Origin of the sequence: Streptococcus sp. 27098_8_86 (genome assembly GCF_041432595.1) — a bacterium.
In the GTDB taxonomy this organism is placed as follows: Bacteria; Bacillota; Bacilli; order Lactobacillales; family Streptococcaceae; genus Streptococcus; species Streptococcus pneumoniae_F.
On record NZ_JAPVZW010000001.1, the window covers coordinates 66,203 to 87,336 of the forward strand.

Sequence of the window (21,134 nt, forward strand, 5' to 3'; positions counted from 1 at the left end):
ACAACTAATCTTTTTTGCTTTTTGCTACAAAGATAGCAGATAAGGCTAGTCCAACGCTTGCCAAGAAAATAGCTGTTTCTGACTGTTTTTCACCAGTCTCTGGCAATCTCTTGTCTTCCTTAGCAACTTGAACTGGTGCTTCTGGAGTCTGAGATTTTTCTAACGAACTTAGCTTAAATTCTGGTTTTTCTACTGTCGGAGCTGGTTGGTCACCTACGGTTGATAATGGACCTGTGTAGGCTGGTAGCTCATGTTTCAAGGCCATAACGGAGTTGACTCCACCCTGAAACTCTGGTTTCTCTACCGTCGGTGCAGTTTGATCGCCCACGCTTGACAATGGCCCTGTGTAGGCTGGTAGTTCGTGTTTCAAGGCCATAACGGAGTTGACTCCACCCTTGAACTCTGGTTTCTCTACTGTTGGAGCGGCTTGGTCACCTACGGTTGACAATGGGCCTGTGTACTCTGGTAGTTCATGTTTCAAAGCCATAACTGAGTTGACACCACCCTGAAACTCTGGTTTCTCTACTGTCGGTGCAACTTGGTCACCTACGGTTGATAATGGACCTGTGTAGGCTGGTAGCTCATGTACCAAAGCTTCAACTGCATTTACACCACCTGTAAATTCAGGTACCTCAAGCACTGGTGCTGGTTCTTCACCCTTGCTTGATTGAACAGGTTCTTCTGTCAATTCTTGATAGAAGCTCGCCAATTCATAAAACTCAGCCTTGCCACCTTCCCAGACCAGTTTAACATCTAGAAGAGAACCACCATTTCGGATAGCCAAGGTTTGGAGACTAGATGTAATGGCACCAAGATCTGTCCAACTTTCTTGTCCATCCTTAAGTGTTCTCGCTTGAACTCGTGCTTTCGCTCCTTCAGGAAGGCTTGAAACAAGGCGTAGATGGTTGGCATTGGTTGGTTCTGATAAGTGGTAAACCAATTCACCCTTATCTTGTTCCGCCTTGTAGCTAGTCAAGACTTTTCCATCTACGAGATTAGTATAGAAGTTGCCTCGGCTTTCGCCACCGTTTCCTTCTACAGTTGGATCATTGATAGGTTTGACAAATTCGCCATCATTGATCACCAATTCTGTAAATCCTACAAAACGAGCATCATAATCAGCTGTATAGAGGACACGAAGATAGTTGGCTTTGACTGGTGTCGTCAATTCACCCTCGATGTAACGATTTCCCGGCATCTTAGAATCATGTGTCCAACCATCTGTCAATGAATCATCGTGTGTACTATTGACTACACCATCTCCCACTGTCACAACATCCGTCCAAGTTTTACCGTCTTGGCTGACTTGGATTTTACCATCACGAAGATAGTTTTGAGTTCCGTCTTGGATGTAGGCTCTGATCTTCTTGATAGTGCGTTCGCTACCAAGTTTCAAGGTTACATGGCCACCTTTATGGGCATAGTCTGAAAACTCAACGAAGTTGTTGTACACACCATCAAACAATTGATCGAGGTTATTAATCTTACGAACATCATTGCTTCCGTATGTTGGATGAATACCCATAGTTGTAGATTCTAGTTTGGTTGGTTGCACTTCTTTGGTAGTTACTAGAAGAGAAGTGGCTGTCACAGCTTGTTCTTGATTTGTTTTATTCACAAGACGAACATAACGTACCAAGTGGGTTGCGACAGTTCTGTCTGTCAACTGGCTAGCTGGTGTCCATTCTTGAGCATTTGCAGAATACTCTAGACTGAGTGCTGGATTTGTTTGACCTTGGAGCTGGATGCTTTTGACTTGATGGATACGGTCAAGTTTCATTCCTAGATAGCTATTTGCAGGAAGTTTAGTTCCAGCTGGAATTTGAAGTTCATAACGACCAAGGCTATCAAATATTGGCGTTTCTTTCAAGGCATCCACGTTGGTGTCTGTTAAGTCGCTATTTCCAGAACGTGTCTCAACAGAGAAGTCCTGAATACGCCACCAAAGGTCACTTGCCTTAGTATTGCGTACTCGGATGTATCGAGCATTGATAGCTCTAGACACTTCCTTAGTTTGTTCTCCTGATAGGCGATCTAACTCTTGCCATGCAGATCCATCTGTAGAGTACTCAAGTACACCTGCGGCAAGTTTATCACCAGTTCCTTGACGAAGACGAACTTTAGTGACTGACTTGACTTCACCTAGGTCAAGTTGTGCCCAGGCATCTACTGGAGTCGTATTGCTGCCGTCAGCATTTGCCATCATAGCTTCTGTATTATCTTTACCATCAGTAATTTGACTTGCTGATGTTCTCAATTTATAAACTAGATTTGAGCTGAGGCTAATGGTAGCAGTTTGTTGTTTACGAGCGTTCTCTACTGGACGATTTACTGCAATCTCGCGAACTGCAAACCAGGTGTCATCACGATCTTCTGTAGCAATCATACGTACTGCTTTAGCTTTGATGTTAAGATTTTCAAACTGAACAAGTGACTCATTACCAACATAAGTTGGTTCTTTCAAACTTATCCAATTATCTTTTTCATCTTGATACTGCACTTCAGCCTTACTAAAGGTATCACGTGGATTTGCCTGAGTTCCCATAGCAAAGGTCAATGTTTGGATATCTACCGGTTTGTTAAATTTCATACCGATATAATCACCTGTCTTGATACTATTTGGTGATTTAATCAAAGCATGAGTTGCCAAGTCACCATCCGTTACTTCTGCCAAACCACCTTCTACACCTGTTCGATTGGTAATAAAGGTGCTGATGATTTGATCTGGATGCAAGACTTTTTGAACTTCAGACGCTAGAACTTCTTTCAAAGCTAGGATAAATGGACGGATATGTTGAACACCCAATTCAGCCTTTTCAAGATGGTCTACATAATGGAAGGTATGAGTTTGAGACTGTTCGTACAATTTCAAACCTTTATAGTAGCTATCCCAAAGTTTGGCTGCATCATTTGTAGCCATAGCCTCTGTTCCTGTTAGGAAGGCATCAAGGGCATTCATTTGGTCGATTGCATTATCCAACCAATAGTGGATCTGTGCAACCATTTTTTTATCACCTGATGCTTTATAAAGTTCAGCCGCTTCTTTAATCTTGGCAAATTCTGCACGCAAAGTTGCACGTTCTGCAGTTACATCCTGACCCGCTTTGAGCTTAGTCATGAAGTCTGTTAATTTCGGAGCCAATTCAACTGATTCTTCTAGTTTAACGACACGACCATCCATGTTTTGGTTGATCATATGCTTACCGAGTTCGCGGAAGGCTGCTGACACCTTGCTATCTTCAAAATGACCATTTTCAACAAAGTTGAAGGCAATGTCATTGAGTTTCTTAGCTTCTTCTTCTGATTTCCACTGTTTCCATGTATACTGAGCTCCAGCGAAGAGGGCAATCTTAGATGGTTCAGACTGTTGCATTGGGTTCAACATGATACCGGATAGCAAGCTTGGATCTACATTCGGATGAAGGAATTTCTCACCACCACCTAGAATCAAGTGTTGTTTAGAGTTATCTGTAACTGGCCAGTTCACCCAAAGTGATACTGGACGATAAGTTTTACCACCTGCAGTTAGATTGTTCTTGAGAGTTGATAAGAAGCCTTCAGAAACTTCACCCCAAATCTTACCACCCGTCAAAGTCATAGAGGTTGAACTTGGGAGATTTTCATTTAGAGATTTCAACTCTGCTTCACGCCCATTACCCCAATACTGACCTGGAACAAAGATCATTTCTTTGCGAAGACCGCTATAAGTTCCTTGCATTTCTGTCAACCAGTTGGTCATATCCTGCATCAAGCGGTTGTAGCTATTGTAGCCTCCAACTGGGCTTGGTGCATCATCGGCTAGAATACCAAATTCACGGACACCCACTTTCATCAACTGGGTAAATTTAGCCTTGATGGTTGCCAAGTCTTCTTGGTAATGCGCTTCATTACCAAATCGGATACGGTTGTTCATGAATGGATGAATAGTCCAAACATAGCGAGTTTTACTTTGATTTCCGACGCGAGCAAGTTCACGAATTTCAGCTAGTTTTTCTTCTGGGTAAAGTTCACGCCATTTCTTGTTGTGGTATGGATCATCTTTCGGTGCGAAGAAGTATTGGGTCAATTTCAAATCGCCACCAAAACGCATGAGTTCAGCACGATCTGCATTAGACCATGGATTTCCATAGTAACCTTCGATGAAACCACGGTTCTTGATTTCAGCGTAATCTTCCACTGTCACATTGCGAAGAACTGGAACTTGACTTTCCTTGAGCATATGTTTCAAAGTTGTCAAACCATAGAAGACTGCATCTGTGTCTTTTCCTACGATGGAAATTGAATTGTCCTTGATGGTCAAAGCATAGGCATCAATCTTATCAAAGAGACCTGCTGAAACGTTAGATAAGTTTTGTTCTGCTTGTGTTCCTCGTCCATGTACTCCAAGATAGATATTAGTTGCGCCAGCAACTGCTGATTGACTAGTAGTGTAGGATACTTGATTGTCCTGTAAGACACTCTTCAAGCGATTACGAGTATAGACATCGAGTTGATCTCCCATTACCAGATTGACTTGCTTACGAAGAGCTGTGACTCCTTCTCCATAAGTCACTTTTTGTGGAGTTGGGAAAACCTTGTACTCTTTCTTGAGATAATCTGCGCTCTTGCTGGCAGCTGCAATACTATCTTCGCTAGCTGGTTTGCTTGCTGTGAATTGATCCGCCAGTTCAACTGTTCCATCACCTGTTTGCTCGACTTTTGGAGTTTCAGGTGTAGATGGTTGTTCTGGTTCTGGTGTTTCTTGTCCCTCTTTGATAGGTTTCAATAGATGAACTTCAGCTGCACTTGCAAAGCCCCCAACACCTGATAGAACTTTCAACTCAATCTTGTTGGTATGAACCGCTGCAAAGTTAACTGTTTTTTCTTGAGCGTTGTTGTCCCAGCTTCCTTCTGAAACCTTGACCATTTGGCCATCTTTTTGTGCGTAGATTTCGTAGCGAGTCACGACCCCATTTCCACCACCTGGCCGAGGAAGATAAGTCAAACCATTGACTTTTTCTGCTTCTTTCAAGGTCATAGAAAGAGTGTACGGAGCAGTATCACCAGTCCATTTAGTATGCCAAAAGGTATTTGGATCATTGTCAAAGGCTTTTTCAACAACTCCTTCAGTCGCTGTTCCTGGTGTTTCTTGACTAGTTGCAGAAACTGTGAAATGATCTGTTGGAATCAAACGAGGATTTACAAATGGTTTATCTGACAACTCTGCACTATGTAAAATCCCTTTGAACCCACCGATGCTTTCAAGCGGTAGAACCAAGCTATTGTGAGCAAAGCGAGGGTGAGCTGGATTTGCGATACGTTCAATCTTCTCACCATCCACATAGAATTCCGTTGATTGTGGTTTGGTCACGATAGAGATTTGATAACGTTTATTCTTTTCAAGTTTTTTCTTGAACTGGATATGGAACTGTTCAAATTGATAAGCAAGATAGCCGTCTTTATCAGCTAGATAGATACGGTTGTCTCCACTTGTTGAGAAGGTTTGTTCACCGTCTCCAGTGACAGTTACATCAAACTTCAAGACATGACTTGGACCAACATCACCTGCCAGGCCTTCAATACTGCTATCTTTCTCAAAAGCCAATCCTTGCTCGCTTGTCTTCACCTTCTTGCTTGCATAGTTCTTCACTGTTTCAGGATTGATAGTAAACAAATCACTTTGATCAATCTCTTTTTCAGGATTTGACTGTGGTGCATAAGGGCTCGTTGGTAGGGTACGTTCTGCAAAGGTCGCAGCCGCACGGTCAGATCCCCAAGTGCGTTCTGCAGTTGTTTGCATGCTCTTAAAGAAGCGTTTAAAGATATCATAAGATGTCAAACCTGTCTCATGAAGATCAATATTGTCATTCCAAACTGCGTGGCCACCACCAATTACATTTGGATTGGATGCTTCTAGAAGTGGACCATGACCTGTTCGGAAATCATTTGGTGTCCACCTATTATATTGTGTTTCATAGTTAGCATAGTCACCATAAGCTGTTTGACGATTATCACCATTTGGTACACTATAGGTTGGAATATCTGTTATGTTGATAATCTTAGCTCCTTGAGCAATAGCTTCTTTTGGTTGCTGCCAGCCAATACTCCAGATATCAACTTCTACATCTTTCCAATCAACCGCTGTTTTACCTCGTTTCGCACTGAGCGATCCCCAAATACGAGGTGTATAGCCTTTCCCTTTAATGTATTTAATAAGGTCATTGACATAACGACGATAGCTTTCTCTACTTCCGTAGTATTCATCCGTTCCGATATGAACAGTAGATACCCCATGAAGTGGTGCATCTGGACCATCAAGAAGTTTATCATAAACTGATTTGACAAAAGCCAGCGTTTCATCGTATTTATTATCTAGATCGAGCATGGCTACGCGTTCTACGTTATGTTTACCTCTGTAATCGCTCAGGCTACCTTGATACATGAGGTCTGGACGAACTTTGACAAATGACAGAGCATGACCTGGCGTGTCAATTTCTGGAACTAGATTGATATGCAAGGCCTTAGCAAGTTTAATCAGATTTTGCATCTCTTCTTTAGTATAGTGCTCGTCTGATGTTAATTTTTGACCATTCTTACCGACAATATCTGTCTCTACACGGAAACCTGTCTTAGCATGTTCTAGAACATACTTAAGCTCTTCTTCTTGTGTTAGATTCTTACCTGCCAAGTGTTCCTTTAGGAAGATATAGTTATCGTTGAGATGCAACTGCAAGTCGTTCATCTTGTAGTAAGCCATGTTAAGCATGATGTCTACAAGGGTGTCATAAGGGATAAATTTACGACCTGTATCTAGCATAAAGCCACGGTGACTGAAGCTTGGGAAATCACGAATTTCTCCATTTTGGAGATTGCTTTCCCCCATTTGAAGAAGAGTACGAGTGGCGTAGAAGGCTCCTGTGTTTGTTGCAGCTTCGATGGTAATGACACCATCTTGGATAGTGATTCCATAACCTTCCTTACCATAACCCTTATTTTCAACTTTTTTAAATTCAATTCGTTTTTGAGCCTGCTTTTCACCCGTCGCAAGTTCCAATCCACGGCTTGCAAGGTCTGACTGGTAGAAGGTTGCAGCCTGATCAAAGCCTGAATCCCCCGTCGCAAGAACTGTATCTGAAGTGATAGAAGATTGACCTTCTTTTCCATACCATTGTTGAACAGCTGGTGCTACTTTTGGTTTGACACCCACACCTTCGTCCTGATGTAGCCCCTTGATGACTACTTCAAATTCTTTAGTAAAGGTATGTGAATCTTTAATTTGCTCTACCATAACCTTAACGCGTTGATCAGTCAGAGGCTTATAAATGTGATTTTGAAGGTCAATCACACCTTGTTTGTTGCTACCGATAAGACTGACTTTTCCTGGTAGAGTTGGCAAGACAAGAGACTGTCCGTCTTTAGCTACAGTCAATTCTGTAACCTGACGGATATCCGTTACCTTACTTGTATCAGGAATATTCGAATAAGCTCGAATTTCTTGAATACCAACGTTTCTCCAACCCATTGTGCCCGCTTGATAGTCATTGATTTCTAACTTGAGATATTTAGCTTGAATACTATTGGCTAAGTCAACTTTCTCATCTAAAACAGGTTCTCCAGTCTTGGTATGAGCTAGCTTCCATTGTTTTTCTCCACTAGCATTTACATCATCTTGACCTGCATAGTAGAGGCTCCAAGATTTGATATTTGGATCATTTTGTCCCTTGCGGACACGGCGATCCCAATCAATCTCTACATGCCTAATAAGTGTAGTTTTTGGAAGAGTTAATTCGAAAGTTGGTTTGTTAATATTTGGATTTGTTGCCCAACGAGTATCAGAATCCCCATCTACTGCCTTGTCAGCAGTAAAAGGAGTTCCAGTTTCTGAGTCGTTTGCTTGGACAGTGACACCTTCTAAGTGGTTACGATCTTCTCTATCTTCAATTTGATTTTCAACCGGTTTGATTGTAGGTGTAGCTGGTTCTACAGGTTTAGAATCTGCTTTTGGTGTTTCAACCGGCTTCAGAGTCTCAGCTGGTTTGGGAGCTGTTGGAGTTGTTGCTGGGCTTGTTTCTTCAGTTCCTGCAGTATTTTCATGATTTTCTTCATGACCTGCATCTGCCGTTGCCTCTGATTCTGCTTTCTTTAAAACAGCTGCTAAATCGTCCGGCAACTTATCTAGTGGCTGAGCTTGTGTAATTGTTCCTTCTTTCTCAGGTGTTCCAACTGTCTCTGCAGCTTGCACTACATTTGCACCAAAGATACTAGCACCTATCAATACAGAGGCTGCACCAATTGCAAATTTTCGAATACTATAGTGACAACGTCTTTCAAAAAAATGTCTATCCATCTTTCTCCTATTCCTTTCTCCCACTTATTACAGTAAGCGGTCTCATTTTCCATTTGAAAATGGAGAGAACCTAGAGGTTCTCTCCAACTAAGTTATTTCTGTCTGAATTCTAGTTCCGGTAAACTCTAAAATCCAGTCTTCTTTAATTTTCTTTACGTTTTGTTGCAAGGACAGCAGCAGATAAGGCGAGACTGATGCTAGCTAGGAAGATAGCTGTATCAGATTGGCTTTCTCCCGTTTCTGGCAATCTCTTCTTATCTTCTGTTGAAACTGAAGTTATAGATTCTGCAAGTTTACCTTGGCCCAATTGACTAATCTGATACTCAGGTTTTTCAATAGTTGGTGCTGCTTGATCGCCTGCTGTAGCCAATAGCCCTGTGTAGGCTGGCTTTTCGTTTACCAAAGCTTCTACTGCATTGACTCCACCTTTGTATTCTGGAACTTCATTGACAGCTGCTTCTACTGCATTAGCGTCGCCTTTATATTCAGGTAATTCATGAACCAAGGCCTCTACTGCATTGGCTCCACCTTTGTATTCTGGAACTTCATTGACAGCTGCTTCTACCGCATTGGCTCCACCTTTGTATTCTGGAACTTCATTAACAACTGCTTCTTCACCTGCTGTTCCAAGTGGTCCTTTATACTCAGGTACATCAAGAATTGGTGCTGCTTCTTCACCTGCTGTTCCAAGCGGACCTTTATACTCAGGCACTTCAAGAATTGGTGCTGCCTCTTCACCTTTACTACTTGTAGGAGCATCTGGTTTCACAGTCTGATCTTGTAGTTGGTTGAGATATTCTGCAAAGTAGGCAACCATTCTTTCAGTCAAGAGATGGTTATCCATAGCATATTTCATGCTAGCTACTACACTTGCTACTTCCTCTTGATTCTCTTTGCTGGTTAATTTTTGAGCTTTTGATAAAGCTGTTTCATAACCTGACAAATCAAGAGTTGTTTCTGCAACCTGTGGACGACTAAATATCAACTCAGCAGCGGCTTGATATCTATCACCACCGTCTCCATAAGTCTTAGTACCTGTCAAAACAATTTTCTTAGCCTTGATTGTCTTACCAAAGTCAATATCTTTTGGTTTATTGTTATCTGGCCAATCAGTTGCAGTGAAAGTATGTTCTTTACCAGACTCATCTGTCACAACCAATTTCACATCTCGCAAATTACCATTTGATCCTGATCCGCGTGGCACATAACGGAAGCCTGTGATTTCTGTCGCTTCTTTCAAGACCATAGTTGCAGGTTTACCAACATCTCCACCATTCCAAGATGTATGCCATAGACTTGACAAGTTACCATCAAAGGCATTTGCTAAATCTTCTCCCGCTTGAGCTGGAGCATTCAGACTTTCAAAGTCTTCTGCTACCAAGGCTGTTTTCTTTTGTACCAAGGCATTCTTCAGAGCGTCAATCTTAGCAATCTCAGCACGCGCTTCTTCTACACTAATGTCATCATCTGCTTGACTGAGGTTAAAGACAGCTTCCTTCAAGGCATCCATAGATTCCTTAGTATAGTTGGTCATGGCAACCGTTGGCAAGTAGTTCTTCAGAGCATTTTCTGTCAACATCTTACCAGTTAGAGTGACTTCCTCGATTTGAAGTTTATCCATGATAAAGTCATTGTAACCACGGAAGTTAGCATTTCCACCAGAATCTCCACGAGTATTGCTTGCGTTACCAGTTGAGTAGATACCCACCCAAGTATCGCCTGTTTCTGCACCTGTTACGAGGAAGGTTACCTTCTTAGCTTTCTTAGAATCTGTCCAAGTATTTGGTAGTTCATGCATTTCCAAATTACTTGCTTGATTACCGCGACGTCCTGATTGGAATTCTCCCTTACCGACTACAAAGGCGTAGGTATTGTCAGATCCTGCTTCGTATTCAAAGGTTACACGATAAGTCTTACCAGCTTCAAAACGGAAGTTTTGAGGAATTGTTTGGTAAACCAAGTTACGACGGCTCACTAGTCCATTTGTCTTCAATGACCAATTTCCTTCGATAACATCATCGACTTTCTTACCATTCCAATCACGTTGTGTATATGGATCATGTTTTTCAGATAAGTGAGTGCGATTATCCTCAACTCCTTCGATACCACCAATTACAAATGGGAAAATCCCTTGAGCAACATTTTCAAAGTCTTGTTTAAATGTTCCTTTACCTGTATCATGATTATCTCCGTACATACTTGAATTGTTTTCAAAGGTACGAATTTCATCAAAGTAAGTTGCTTCATCACCAGCTTCACGACTCAAAGTAAGAGTGACATTTGATACATCTGAACCCGTTGTAAAGAAGGCATACATGTTTTGGAAGTAACTTGTATCATCAACTGTAGCATTGTCACGACGAGTATTATGGGCATAGGCCTTGACATAGTTAAGAGCTAGTGACTTATTGGTATAGCTAGTCACTTCTTTTTCACCAGTATTTACTGTGATACTTGCCTTAGCATTACTACGATTATCAACACCGACATAAACGGCATACTTAGTATTTGGTTTCAAGCCAGTCAGTTTCTGAGTAAGGCTGACTGTGCTCTTATTGCCTTGGATACGAAGCATTTCATTTGCGCCTTGTGATTTGACAATTTCTGCCTTAGAAACATCACCAGAAATAGTCCAGTGTTTCAAAGTTCCACTGTTAAATCCTTGGTCATAGATGTGCATGCCTTCGCTCCATGACATTTCAGGATTGGTTTGTTTTGAACGGTAGAGAACGTATGGTTGATTTGCAGTAAGATCAAGGGTAATCTTGCCATCTTTTACAGTTAATTCTTGCTCTTCTGTCTTACCTTGGTCAGTTAGCTTGTAAAGATAAACCTTACTCTTTGCCCAATCGCTAGGAAGCGTCCAAGTTGTTGCACCAGCTTGCGTATTGAAGTAGTACATCTTTTCCTTATCACTAGCAAGTTTCTTACCATTTGCATCCCAGTTCCATGGAGTCAAGTAAGCTGAACCATCTTGGATGACACGTCCATTGAGAGTCACTGTACGTTCACGGTATTGCGGGCTATTGACATCATTTGACTTACGAGTCACAACAACTTTGTTATTATCAGCATCTACCAATTCCACTCGCATTTCTGGAGTCCACTTATAAGTGCTACCGTTATCAGACATGGTGACTGGTGTACCATTTTCCCATTTACTTACAGTGAAGTGTTGGAAGTACTTGGTCATGACATCATGAGCAAATAAGTTGGTTACATAGCCATTGTAGTCACTTCTTCCTTGCCAACCTTCAAAGTCTTTCATGCTGTAGCCACCTAGAAGTGGATAGTTCGCTGCACCACCGTAACTTCTGTAATCCCCAACCCAAGAATCTTTTTGGTGGTTGCGGATAAAGCGCGTGATGGCACTGTTGATACCTTTATTAGTGTAGCCACCATAGGTCAAGTCAGCTGCCCAGTGTTGGAAGGTAGAGTCGTATTCACCACCATGACCCCACTCGATCGCAAAGCGCCAGCCTTGTTTGTTAATTTCTTTAGCAAGAACGTGGGTAGCCCAGGCACCATTATCACCTGATTGACCATTGCCCCAAACGTCCACATAGATAAAGTCGAGACCTTCACCAAGTTTTTTCTTCAATTCTTCCCAGCGAGCTAAGCGACCATGCGCCAAGTCGTAAGCAGCATCAATGTTAATACCTTGATCTAGCCAGTTCCAACCATAGCTGTAGCTTCCATCTGGATTCTTACGAAGAATATTTTCGTTAAAGTATTTAGACTCAGGATAAGTTTCAGAAGCGTTGACGTGGATACCTAGATGAGCTCCATATTTCTTCGCTTTCTCAATCAAAGCCTTGAAGTCTTCGACACCACCAATACGTTTACCAATATCAGCATAGTTCAAGTGGCCTGAGTCATGACCTTCACTACCATAACCTTTAAGGAGAACACCTTGTCCAAGACCATCTGTATGGAGATTGATCTTCTTGATACCATCCAAGGTCATAAGGAATGGATTTTGTGCTTGAGAACCAAAGTTCATCGCGATACGGTAAGCTGTGATATCCTTGACTTTTTCCCAGCCTTGAGGATTGTTCATGATACTACGATAAGCAATGGCACCATCTTGCCAGTCCACTTTTTTATCCGCATTAGCATCTTCAGTAATCACAACCTTAGCACTTGGAAGTTCTTTAGTGTACTCTGGGAAGACAATACCCTTATAAGCTTTTTCCCATTGCCACTCAGAACTATGAATTCCGACATAGTTGGCATTTCCAACGGTTTCTTTATAGGCTGTCAAACGAGTCCAGTCATTAGAACCACCACCGTAGCTGTTTTGAGAATTACTCCAAACACCTGCAGCAAGCTTATCTGTAGAAACAAATCCATACATGTAACCCTTAGCCAAATCCTTCATTGGATTGGTTACTTCAATATGATCATCCCCGCTGACATGCGTATTGTTTGACATAGTTGCCCCATCAAACTTAGCACCAGCTTGCTCACTAGAAACAGATACTAAAGCATTCCCGAGGAAACTAATAGTAGAGAGTAATTTTCTTTCATCGTCAATCTTTTGACCTGGAGTGACTTGATTGTGGTTGACAATCTTAGTTACATCAAAATGTAATTGATTGTCCACAACTTGCAGACGAACTGTCATATCCGCATTGATAAGATTAGCCTCATCACGGAGTTTCATTTCATATTCTGCAGTTGTTTCATTAATTTTCTTATAAGTAACCTCAGGAGTGATTTTATGGTTATTGATAAATACTTGATTGAACTGTTGAACCTGTCCAGGTAAAGTATGGCCATTTAGCGTATATTCCTTGACACGTGGAAAGGCTTGGTCAATCACCGCTTTTAGTACTTTAGACTGGATAGTATCATAAGTCACTTTACTATCATCTACCACCGCACCAGTTTCTTTTTCAGCAGTAGCTTCAGTAGCTTGAACTCCGTCTTGATTGTCAGTCTTAATATTTACAACTGTCTTTTCAGCACCATATGTACCAGCTTTAAGTAAGATTTTCTTTTCATTTTTAAGATTTTCATTAACAGCAGCTGGCAAAGTAACCGTATCAAAAAGTTTTACATCATTATTTGTTGCATTCAGCTGACCATCTGATTTTAAGCTAATAGTCAGATGATTCACTGAGCCATTTACTGGAGCTGCAACACGACCACCCTGATACCATGTGCTATTACCTGGTGTCTTGTATTCCCAGAACCAACCTGATTTATCATATCCAACAAAGACATTATTGTTTGTATCTTTAAATTTCAAGAAAACACCAAAACGTGATTTGCCTGTTTCAGATTCTTCTTTGAAAGTGAGATCTACATTCGCATTCCCATTCGCATCCACAGTCAGTCCTTGTTTTTCAAATAAGGCTGGTTTGCTGGCATTGTCATTTTGATCTGTTGAAGACAACTTATTGTAACGAACACCATTTTCTTCACGAATAGCAACAGTCCCTTGCTGTTCTTTTCTTGCTACAGTTTGCCATTCAAGAGTGACTTCCTTTGGTGTCTCTGACTTAGCTGTCGCTGGTTTTTCTTCTTTCGGCTTATCTGCTTTTGGCTTTTCTTCAACTGGTTTTTCAGTTTCCTCTAAATTCGCTGGTTTTGAACTAGAGATTCCCTTAATATGATCTTGAATCCATTTTAATTGAGCTGGAGAGAAAAGGATCCCTCCACTACGGACACCGACCACACCATTTTGATGAACGCCAATCAATTTACCATCCGTGTCAAAGATACCGCCACCGCTAGCACCTGGTTGTCCGCCTTGATAACCAACTCCTTGAACACCTTCACCATAAGATTCAGCAAAATCCACAGCACTGTTAATAACTGGTGCCAACTTACCAGCAGGATAGCCAAACATATTGACTTTATCCCCAACTTTCTTAACAACTGGCTTTTCAGTAACTTCTACAGGAGCATTTTCAAGAACTGTACGCAATCTTACAAGAGCCAAATCGTTCTTATAACCCTTTAGATAGCCATCCCGATCCCAGTGAATCACATCTTTCTTGCTAAATTTTACATCATCTAAACCAAGGTAGGATATACTAAAAATATCGCCATCCCCTTTATCATTATCCACAACCTTACGAATATTTCCATCTTGTTGATCCTTGATAAAGTTGTGAGAAACAGTCAAAACAAGATCCTTACCAATGACAATACCACTACCTTCTCCTGATGGAGTCTTAATCTTAACAGTAGCGCCATAGTTCAATTCTCCATTTTTTGTTTTGGCAACATCTTCAGGAACTAGACTACCAGTATCTTGTGCTAATTGATCTTTATTTACCTCTTTACCATTATCAGTAGCTTTTTCAACTTTGCCTTCCAATTCTTTCGGCAACTTGTCAGTAGTTTCTTTGTTTTCCTTTTCAAGAGCTAATAACTCTTCTTCAGTTTTTGGTCCGTCTGTTGTTTCAGCAGAACCTGGATTTGCTGCTGCAGCTTCCTTATCGAACTCTCGTCCATTATCGCTCGCTTTTTTATCCAAATCAGCCAGTTCACTTGGCAAATTATCTGTTGAGCCAACTGTTGGTGTGTTAGCCATTACTGGAGCAGTAGCAAAAAAACTAGCCCCAATCATAACTGAAGCAGCACCTAGTGCAAATTTACGAATGCTGTATGTACATCGTTTTTCAAAAAATCGTTTATCCATTAACTCCTGATTCCTTTCACCAATCTTCGTAAGCGTTTACATTTCTTATTCGAAAAATACTCCTTTCTATCTGAAAAGTGCAATGCTTAACGTTTATAAAAATAATTACACTTTTAATATAACAATTTTTAATAGATAAAGCAATAGAAAAGCTAGGAAAATTGCTAATTTTTTTCTTCATTCTGACAAAACCATACTCTGAAATTAAGGGGAAAATTGTAACATAATAAAAAGGATTTAGCATTCCTATCGAATGCCAAACCCTTTATCAATCAGTTTCTATAGATGTTTAAAATCTACTTCACATGTTTTGCGAGTTCTTCTTGAGCTTTTTTATTAGACTCTTCTTTTTCTTTCATCCATTTTTCTTGGGCTTTTTGGTATTCTTCTGTTGTTACTGGTTTATCTTGTACATCAAGGTATTTATACAAGTGAGCTTCACTTGTTCCTTTGTTTCCAGAATAAGCAAATGGAAGTGTGAATGGTACCATCTTAGACAACATTGGACGACCAGTTTTAGAAGTTGTTGGGATTAGCAAGGCACTGTCGGTCAACCAAGCTTGGGCAGCAGCATATTTTTCATAACGTTTTGAAATGTCATTCACTTCTTCACCAGCTTCCACAACCATTTTTTCGTAGTCTTCCAAACCAACTTGCTTAGCCGCAGCGTTGTTTGTTCCAGAGTCAAATCCTAGGTAAGTCTTTGTACTTTCCCCTACAGATGGTTTGAGAATATCAAGGTAGGTAGATGGGTCAATGTAGTCTGGTCCCCATCCAACGTTATCTGAGACATCCCAATCTTGTCCAGCAGCCGTTTCAGCAAAGTAGGTAACATTGAGAACTTCATCTTTTTGAAGTTGTTGGATATCAATGACGACATTGTCAGTTCCTAATGTTTCTTCAAGTGATTGTTTAAAAGATTGGACACGTTGAACTTTTGTTGTATTGGTTTGGTCAACTGGCATATCCAAGTGGATTGGGAATTGAACGCCTTCTGCTTGGAGAGCTGTCTTAGCTTTAGCAAACTCTGCTTTCGCTTTTTCAGGATTATATAGTCCATCTTGGGCATCAGCAAGGTTCACATCCTTCCATTCATCCCCATAAGTCACCAATTTGTCTTTGACCATTTCGCCAAAGTTCTTTCCATCTGCCTGTACAAATGTAGGAGGAACAAACAAGTTACGAAGCAGTTTAGTTGCCCCATTCGCACCATTCACTTGAGAAGCATAGGCTTTTCTATCAAAACCAAAGGCAAGAGCTTGACGGAAATCTTTGTTTAGAAGAGCTTTCTTGGTTGAAGTCTTTTGTTCATCTGTCGTCTTAGAAGTGTACTTATAAGACTGGCGATCAATATTAGTACCTACTAAATAAGTAGTAGAATCTTGTGGTGTATAAACGATGTTGTCTTTAAACTCTTTTTCAAGTTCAGGATAACTTGCGCTTGTCGGGAAGAGACGAGCCATTGTAAAGCTTCCATCTTTGAAGTTTTCTGCAAGTTTTCCTGTATCTTGACCATCCCAGAATGAAAGTTTTACCTTATCAATGTGAACATTGTCCTTATCCCAGTAGTTTGGATTCTTTTCAAATTCTACTGAAGATTTAGCGACCAATGATTTCAACAAGAAAGGTCCGTTATAAAGGATACTGCTTGGATCTGTTGCTTTCCCAAAATCATCTCCCTTAGAGTTTAAAAACTCTTCATTAACTGGTGCTAAGACACCCATTGTTGTTTTAGAATTCCAAAAACTTTCAGGTTTGTTCAAAGTGTATTGAACTGTTTGATCGTCAATCGCTTTAATCCCAACTTGAGAGAAATCTTTAGTTTCCCCTTTAGCGTATGCATCCAAACCTTTAATTGAATCCTGTACCAAGTAAAGGGCTTCTGATTTCTTATCTGTCGCATACTTAAGTCCTGTTACAAAGTCTTGAGCTTTCACAGACGCATACTCTTCTCCTTCAGATGTGTACCACTTGGCATCTTTACGGATTGTATAAGTGTAAGTCAAGCCGTCCTTAGATACAGACCAATCCTCAGCCATAGATGGCACAAAGTTACCATAGCGGTCATTTTCAAGCAATCCATCAATCACATTACTAGTAATGTCAGTAGTTGCTGCCTTACCAGTTGTCAAGTAGTTCAGGTTATCTGGATCTGTTTCGTAAACATAAGAAAAAGTTTTCTCACCTTTTGCACTAGACCCTGAGCCAGAACAAGCAGCTAAGACACCTGCTGCTAATAAAGTTACTCCCGCAAGAGCCAATACTTTCCTTGTTTTCATAGTATTCTCCTTTGTTTTTCTATCCATTATAGACCCTTTGCAATCTATTGTCAATATATTTTTCTGAATTTTCATGTTTAGTTGTTATTTTCTGACAACTATCGAATCTTATTTCATTTTTTAATCTCTTTTTAACTATAAGAAAAGAGGGAATCCAGTAACTCCCTCATCCATCTATTTAAGTCATTTTTAGATTCATTATTTTAAAGATTGCAATGCAGAAAGAAGATAAGAACCCTCACGAATTTTTTGACCTACGGCCTTAGCATTTTTGACCAAATCCTGATACTCTTCTTGAGACAAATTGTCCAATACTTCTTCCAAGTCAAGTAAACTCTCAACACTAATTCCACACTCTTTTTCTAAGACGAAATTAGCCAAAGCAGATTGCCCCCAGACAATAATAGGGTAACCAGAAGCCAAATAAAGGGATGCCTTGTGGGAATTATTGTATCTCAAATACTCACCAAACACTCCGCTACAAGTTTTAGAACTATCACCGTCCCAAACCAAACCAAAGCTTCCTTCTAATGCTGATGGTAGTTCATCTGGAAGAAAGGAACCAAAATAGGTTGCATTTGATAGCTTTCTAGCCTCATCAAAACCAACACCATAGAGGTTATAGGCCGGTCTTGCAGGCAACTCATATAAGTAACCTGCTTTTTCTTTGGCTAAATTTCCAGCTACAATAATAGCCCCTTCCTTAGATAAATCTTCTTTGTCCTGATAATTCGGGATCAGATAGTCAAAAATGCCTAAACTAACTATTTTTTTCTCAGAAATCCCCTTATCAACAAGCACTGATTTCATAACTGGATTATGAGCAATAAGACCATCAGCTTGTTTCAAAAGACTTGACTCTTGAAGATGAACACGAATTTTATGCTTCAAGGGTACTGTATCCAAATTAGCATAGCGCAAAACTTCTAAGTCATGGATAATAAAGTGAACCTTCACTCCTTTACGTTGGATTCTTTTGACTAAATGAGTCGTAAAGAAACTATGATGAAGCATAGGAAATTGAATCAGTAGCTGATCCCCTTCCTTCAACTTAGAGATAGCTTTAGATAGGGCTTTGGCCTTATGTCGTTGAGCTCTAATAGTCCCCATTTGATACCAATCATCTACCATCAATAACAAAGGACTATAGCCCTCACGAACTACTATTTCTTCAACATCATTTCGAGCCTTATTTCCCGCATTTCGTGCACCAGAATCCTTCAGAAATTCTTCTTTTAGATAATATTTCATCTATCAATTTTATCCTTCGTTATCTTATTTAAACTCTTCCTCTACAACATTTAGGGCACGTTCAATGACCACATGCATGTCGTAGTATTTATAATCGGCCAAACGTCCGCAGAAAATGACCTTATCATTCTGCGCTGCTTCTTCTTGATACTTAGCAAACATAGCATTGTTTCTCTCATCATTGATTGGATAATAAGGTTCATCTCCTCGTTTCCAATCTGCTGGGTATTCACGAGTAATGACCGTTTTATCTTGCGTACCATACTCAAAATGTTTATGCTCAATAATACGAGTATAAGGAATTTCTCGTTCTGTATAGTTTACAACTGCATTTCCTTGATAGTTTTCTTCATCTAGAACTTCATGCTCAAAACGAAGGCTACGGTATTCTAATTCACCATGTTTATAATCGAAGTATTGGTCAATCATCCCTGTAAAAACAACTTTTTCAGCAGAAGCTTCTAATTCCTGACGATTGGCAAAAAAGTCAACTCCAAGTTCTACTTCAACATCTTTCAGCATATTTTCAATGATAACATTATACCCCCCAATTGGAATACCTTGGTAACGGTCATTGAAGTAGTTATTATCAAAAGTCAAACGAACTGGTAGACGTTTAATGATAAAGGGGGGAAGGTCAGTCGCGGAACGTCCCCATTGCTTTTCAGTGTATCCTTTAATCAACTTTTCATAAATATCTGGACCGATCAACTTGATAGCCTGTTCTTCCAAGTCTTTAGGTTCAACGTCCTTCATGTGAGCCGTTTGCTCAGCAATCTTATCTTTGACCTCTTGAGGAGTTTTTGTCCCCCACATAGCATAGAAAGTATTCATATTGAAAGGTAGATTATAAAGGCTACCCTTGTAATTAGCCACAGGCGAGTTGATGTAGTTGTTAAATTCAGCAAACTGATTAACATAATCCCAAACTTTCTTATTAGAAGTATGGAAGATATGGGCACCATATTTATGAACATTGACTCCTTCAACATTCTCACAGTAGATATTTCCACCAATGTGGTCACGTTTATCAATAACTTTTACTTTTTTTCCACGCTTGGTTGCTTCATAAGCAAAAATTGCTCCAGACAACCCAGCACCAACGATTAAATAATCGTACATATTACACCCCTTTATTTCTGAATAACTGTTGTTTTATATCTCGTAGATTTATAACTTTAAAAATCAAAATTAAACTGATATAAATTATTGTCCCCAAAATAGTAGAAAGTACTACATTTAATACAGACGGTAAATTCAATAAGTCTTTTACAAAAAACAGAATTCCATACATCAATCCTGATGAAATCATAATTTTTATCATAGTTCCTATAATCGGAACATCTCTTAGATAAGAGCGAGTAAAGAATAACTGTATAGCCCAAACCAGAGACTCTGTTAAAACAGATACAATTGCTGCCCCTATATAGCCCAATTTGGGAAGAAAGAGAAGATTTAATCCAACACTAACAATAGCAGGAATTGTAGTTGAAAGCATGAACTCTCTATTTTTATTATGGGGAATCAAAATTTGAATCCCCATAATATTTGTCCAACCAATAAAGAACATTCTTAGAATCATAATAGCTATTGCATAGCGTGCATCTTGAAAATCTTTTCCCAGAAAAAAGTTAACAAAATCATCGTTTATAATTAACATACCTGCCATAATGGGGAAAATAACCAAATTATAAATTAGAAATGACATCTCATGCATTTTATTAACTGCTTTATGATCCCCTGATGATAAAAGATTTGAAACTCGTGGTAACATGACACTTCCCAATGAAGTCACTAGGGTCAATAAAATATTAACAAGTTTCAATGCTTGATCATAGATTCCTACATCTTTTGTTGAAGCTAAAGCTCCCAGCATTGTACGATCCAAAGTAACATAGAGCGATATGGCAATCTGAGGTAAAAACAATAAGATAACTGGCTTCAAATGCTGCTTAGCATATTCCCAATCAAAGTGCGGTTTCCCAATAAACTCTCTTGCCGGCAACCACATACTTAGTTGTCCCAACAATTCAAAAATGGTAAGCAAGAACACATATAAATATAGGTCGCTAGCTGATTTTATAAATAGAAAAATAGCAATGACGCCAACTAGTTTCACTGTAATATTTCTGACTGTAATTTTTCGAAAATCCTCTAAACCTTGGAATAGCCAAGAAATATCTAAACCTTTAGAAAGTAAACTTAATCCTAAAATATAAGCTACTGGGTTTTGCATTAACGAAAAAGTGAGACAAAGCAAAATATAGAGAGTCAGTGATAAGATGGTTGCTCCAAGTTGTAAAGTATAAATTCCCCAGAAATTTTTACGAATTGCTTTTCGATTACCAGAAATTTCCTTTGTACCATAATTGGCTACCCCCAAGGTAGCCAACAGGATAAAGTAGGTAACAATAGAATTATAATAACCATAAGTTCCTAAATCATCAGAACTAAATACTCTGGTAACATATGGAGTCGTAATAATCGGTAAAATAATGACTAATAATTGATATGAAAGATTGTATGCATAATTTTTAAGAACCTTCATAGGGAGCATATTCCTCACTTAACTACTATTATAAACGGCGAAAATTAGTCTGTCCAAAAATGATGATGTGAAATA

Annotated in this window: 6 protein-coding genes; all 6 read right to left on the reverse strand. The window is 39.8% G+C overall.

All coding sequences use genetic code 11. From position 1 onward, the window contains the following. Positions 1-4: 4 nt before the first annotated feature. The 6 genes from O3616_RS00325 to O3616_RS00350 all read right to left on the reverse strand — a co-directional run bounded on the left by O3616_RS00325 (position 5) and on the right by O3616_RS00350 (position 21,059). Entirely contained in the window at positions 5-8,326 is an 8,322-nt protein-coding gene (locus O3616_RS00325) for an SIALI-17 repeat-containing surface protein (RefSeq protein WP_371637787.1), read from the reverse strand. A 142-nt stretch (positions 8,327-8,468) separates the two neighbouring features. Then, complete coding sequence (locus O3616_RS00330) at positions 8,469-14,981, reverse strand: SpGH101 family endo-alpha-N-acetylgalactosaminidase (RefSeq protein WP_371637788.1); 6,513 nt, start codon at positions 14,979-14,981, stop codon at positions 8,469-8,471. Between the two features lie 296 nt (positions 14,982-15,277). Further along, entirely contained in the window at positions 15,278-17,260 is a 1,983-nt protein-coding gene (locus tag O3616_RS00335; protein WP_042751687.1) for a peptide ABC transporter substrate-binding protein, read from the reverse strand. 198 nt (positions 17,261-17,458) lie between these two features. After that, a complete protein-coding gene (locus O3616_RS00340; protein ID WP_070841975.1) occupies positions 17,459-18,511 on the reverse strand; it encodes a sugar transferase in 1,053 nt (350 codons plus the stop codon). A 24-nt stretch (positions 18,512-18,535) separates the two neighbouring features. After that, positions 18,536-19,633 carry a UDP-galactopyranose mutase gene (gene glf, locus O3616_RS00345; protein WP_049487476.1) on the reverse strand — a complete coding sequence of 366 codons (1,098 nt, stop codon included), beginning with the start codon at positions 19,631-19,633 and terminating at the stop codon, positions 18,536-18,538. A 1-nt stretch (position 19,634) separates the two neighbouring features. Beyond that, positions 19,635-21,059: a flippase gene (locus O3616_RS00350; protein WP_371637789.1), complete on the reverse strand. Its 1,425-nt coding sequence runs from the start codon at positions 21,057-21,059 to the stop codon at positions 19,635-19,637. Positions 21,060-21,134: the final 75 nt, after the last annotated feature.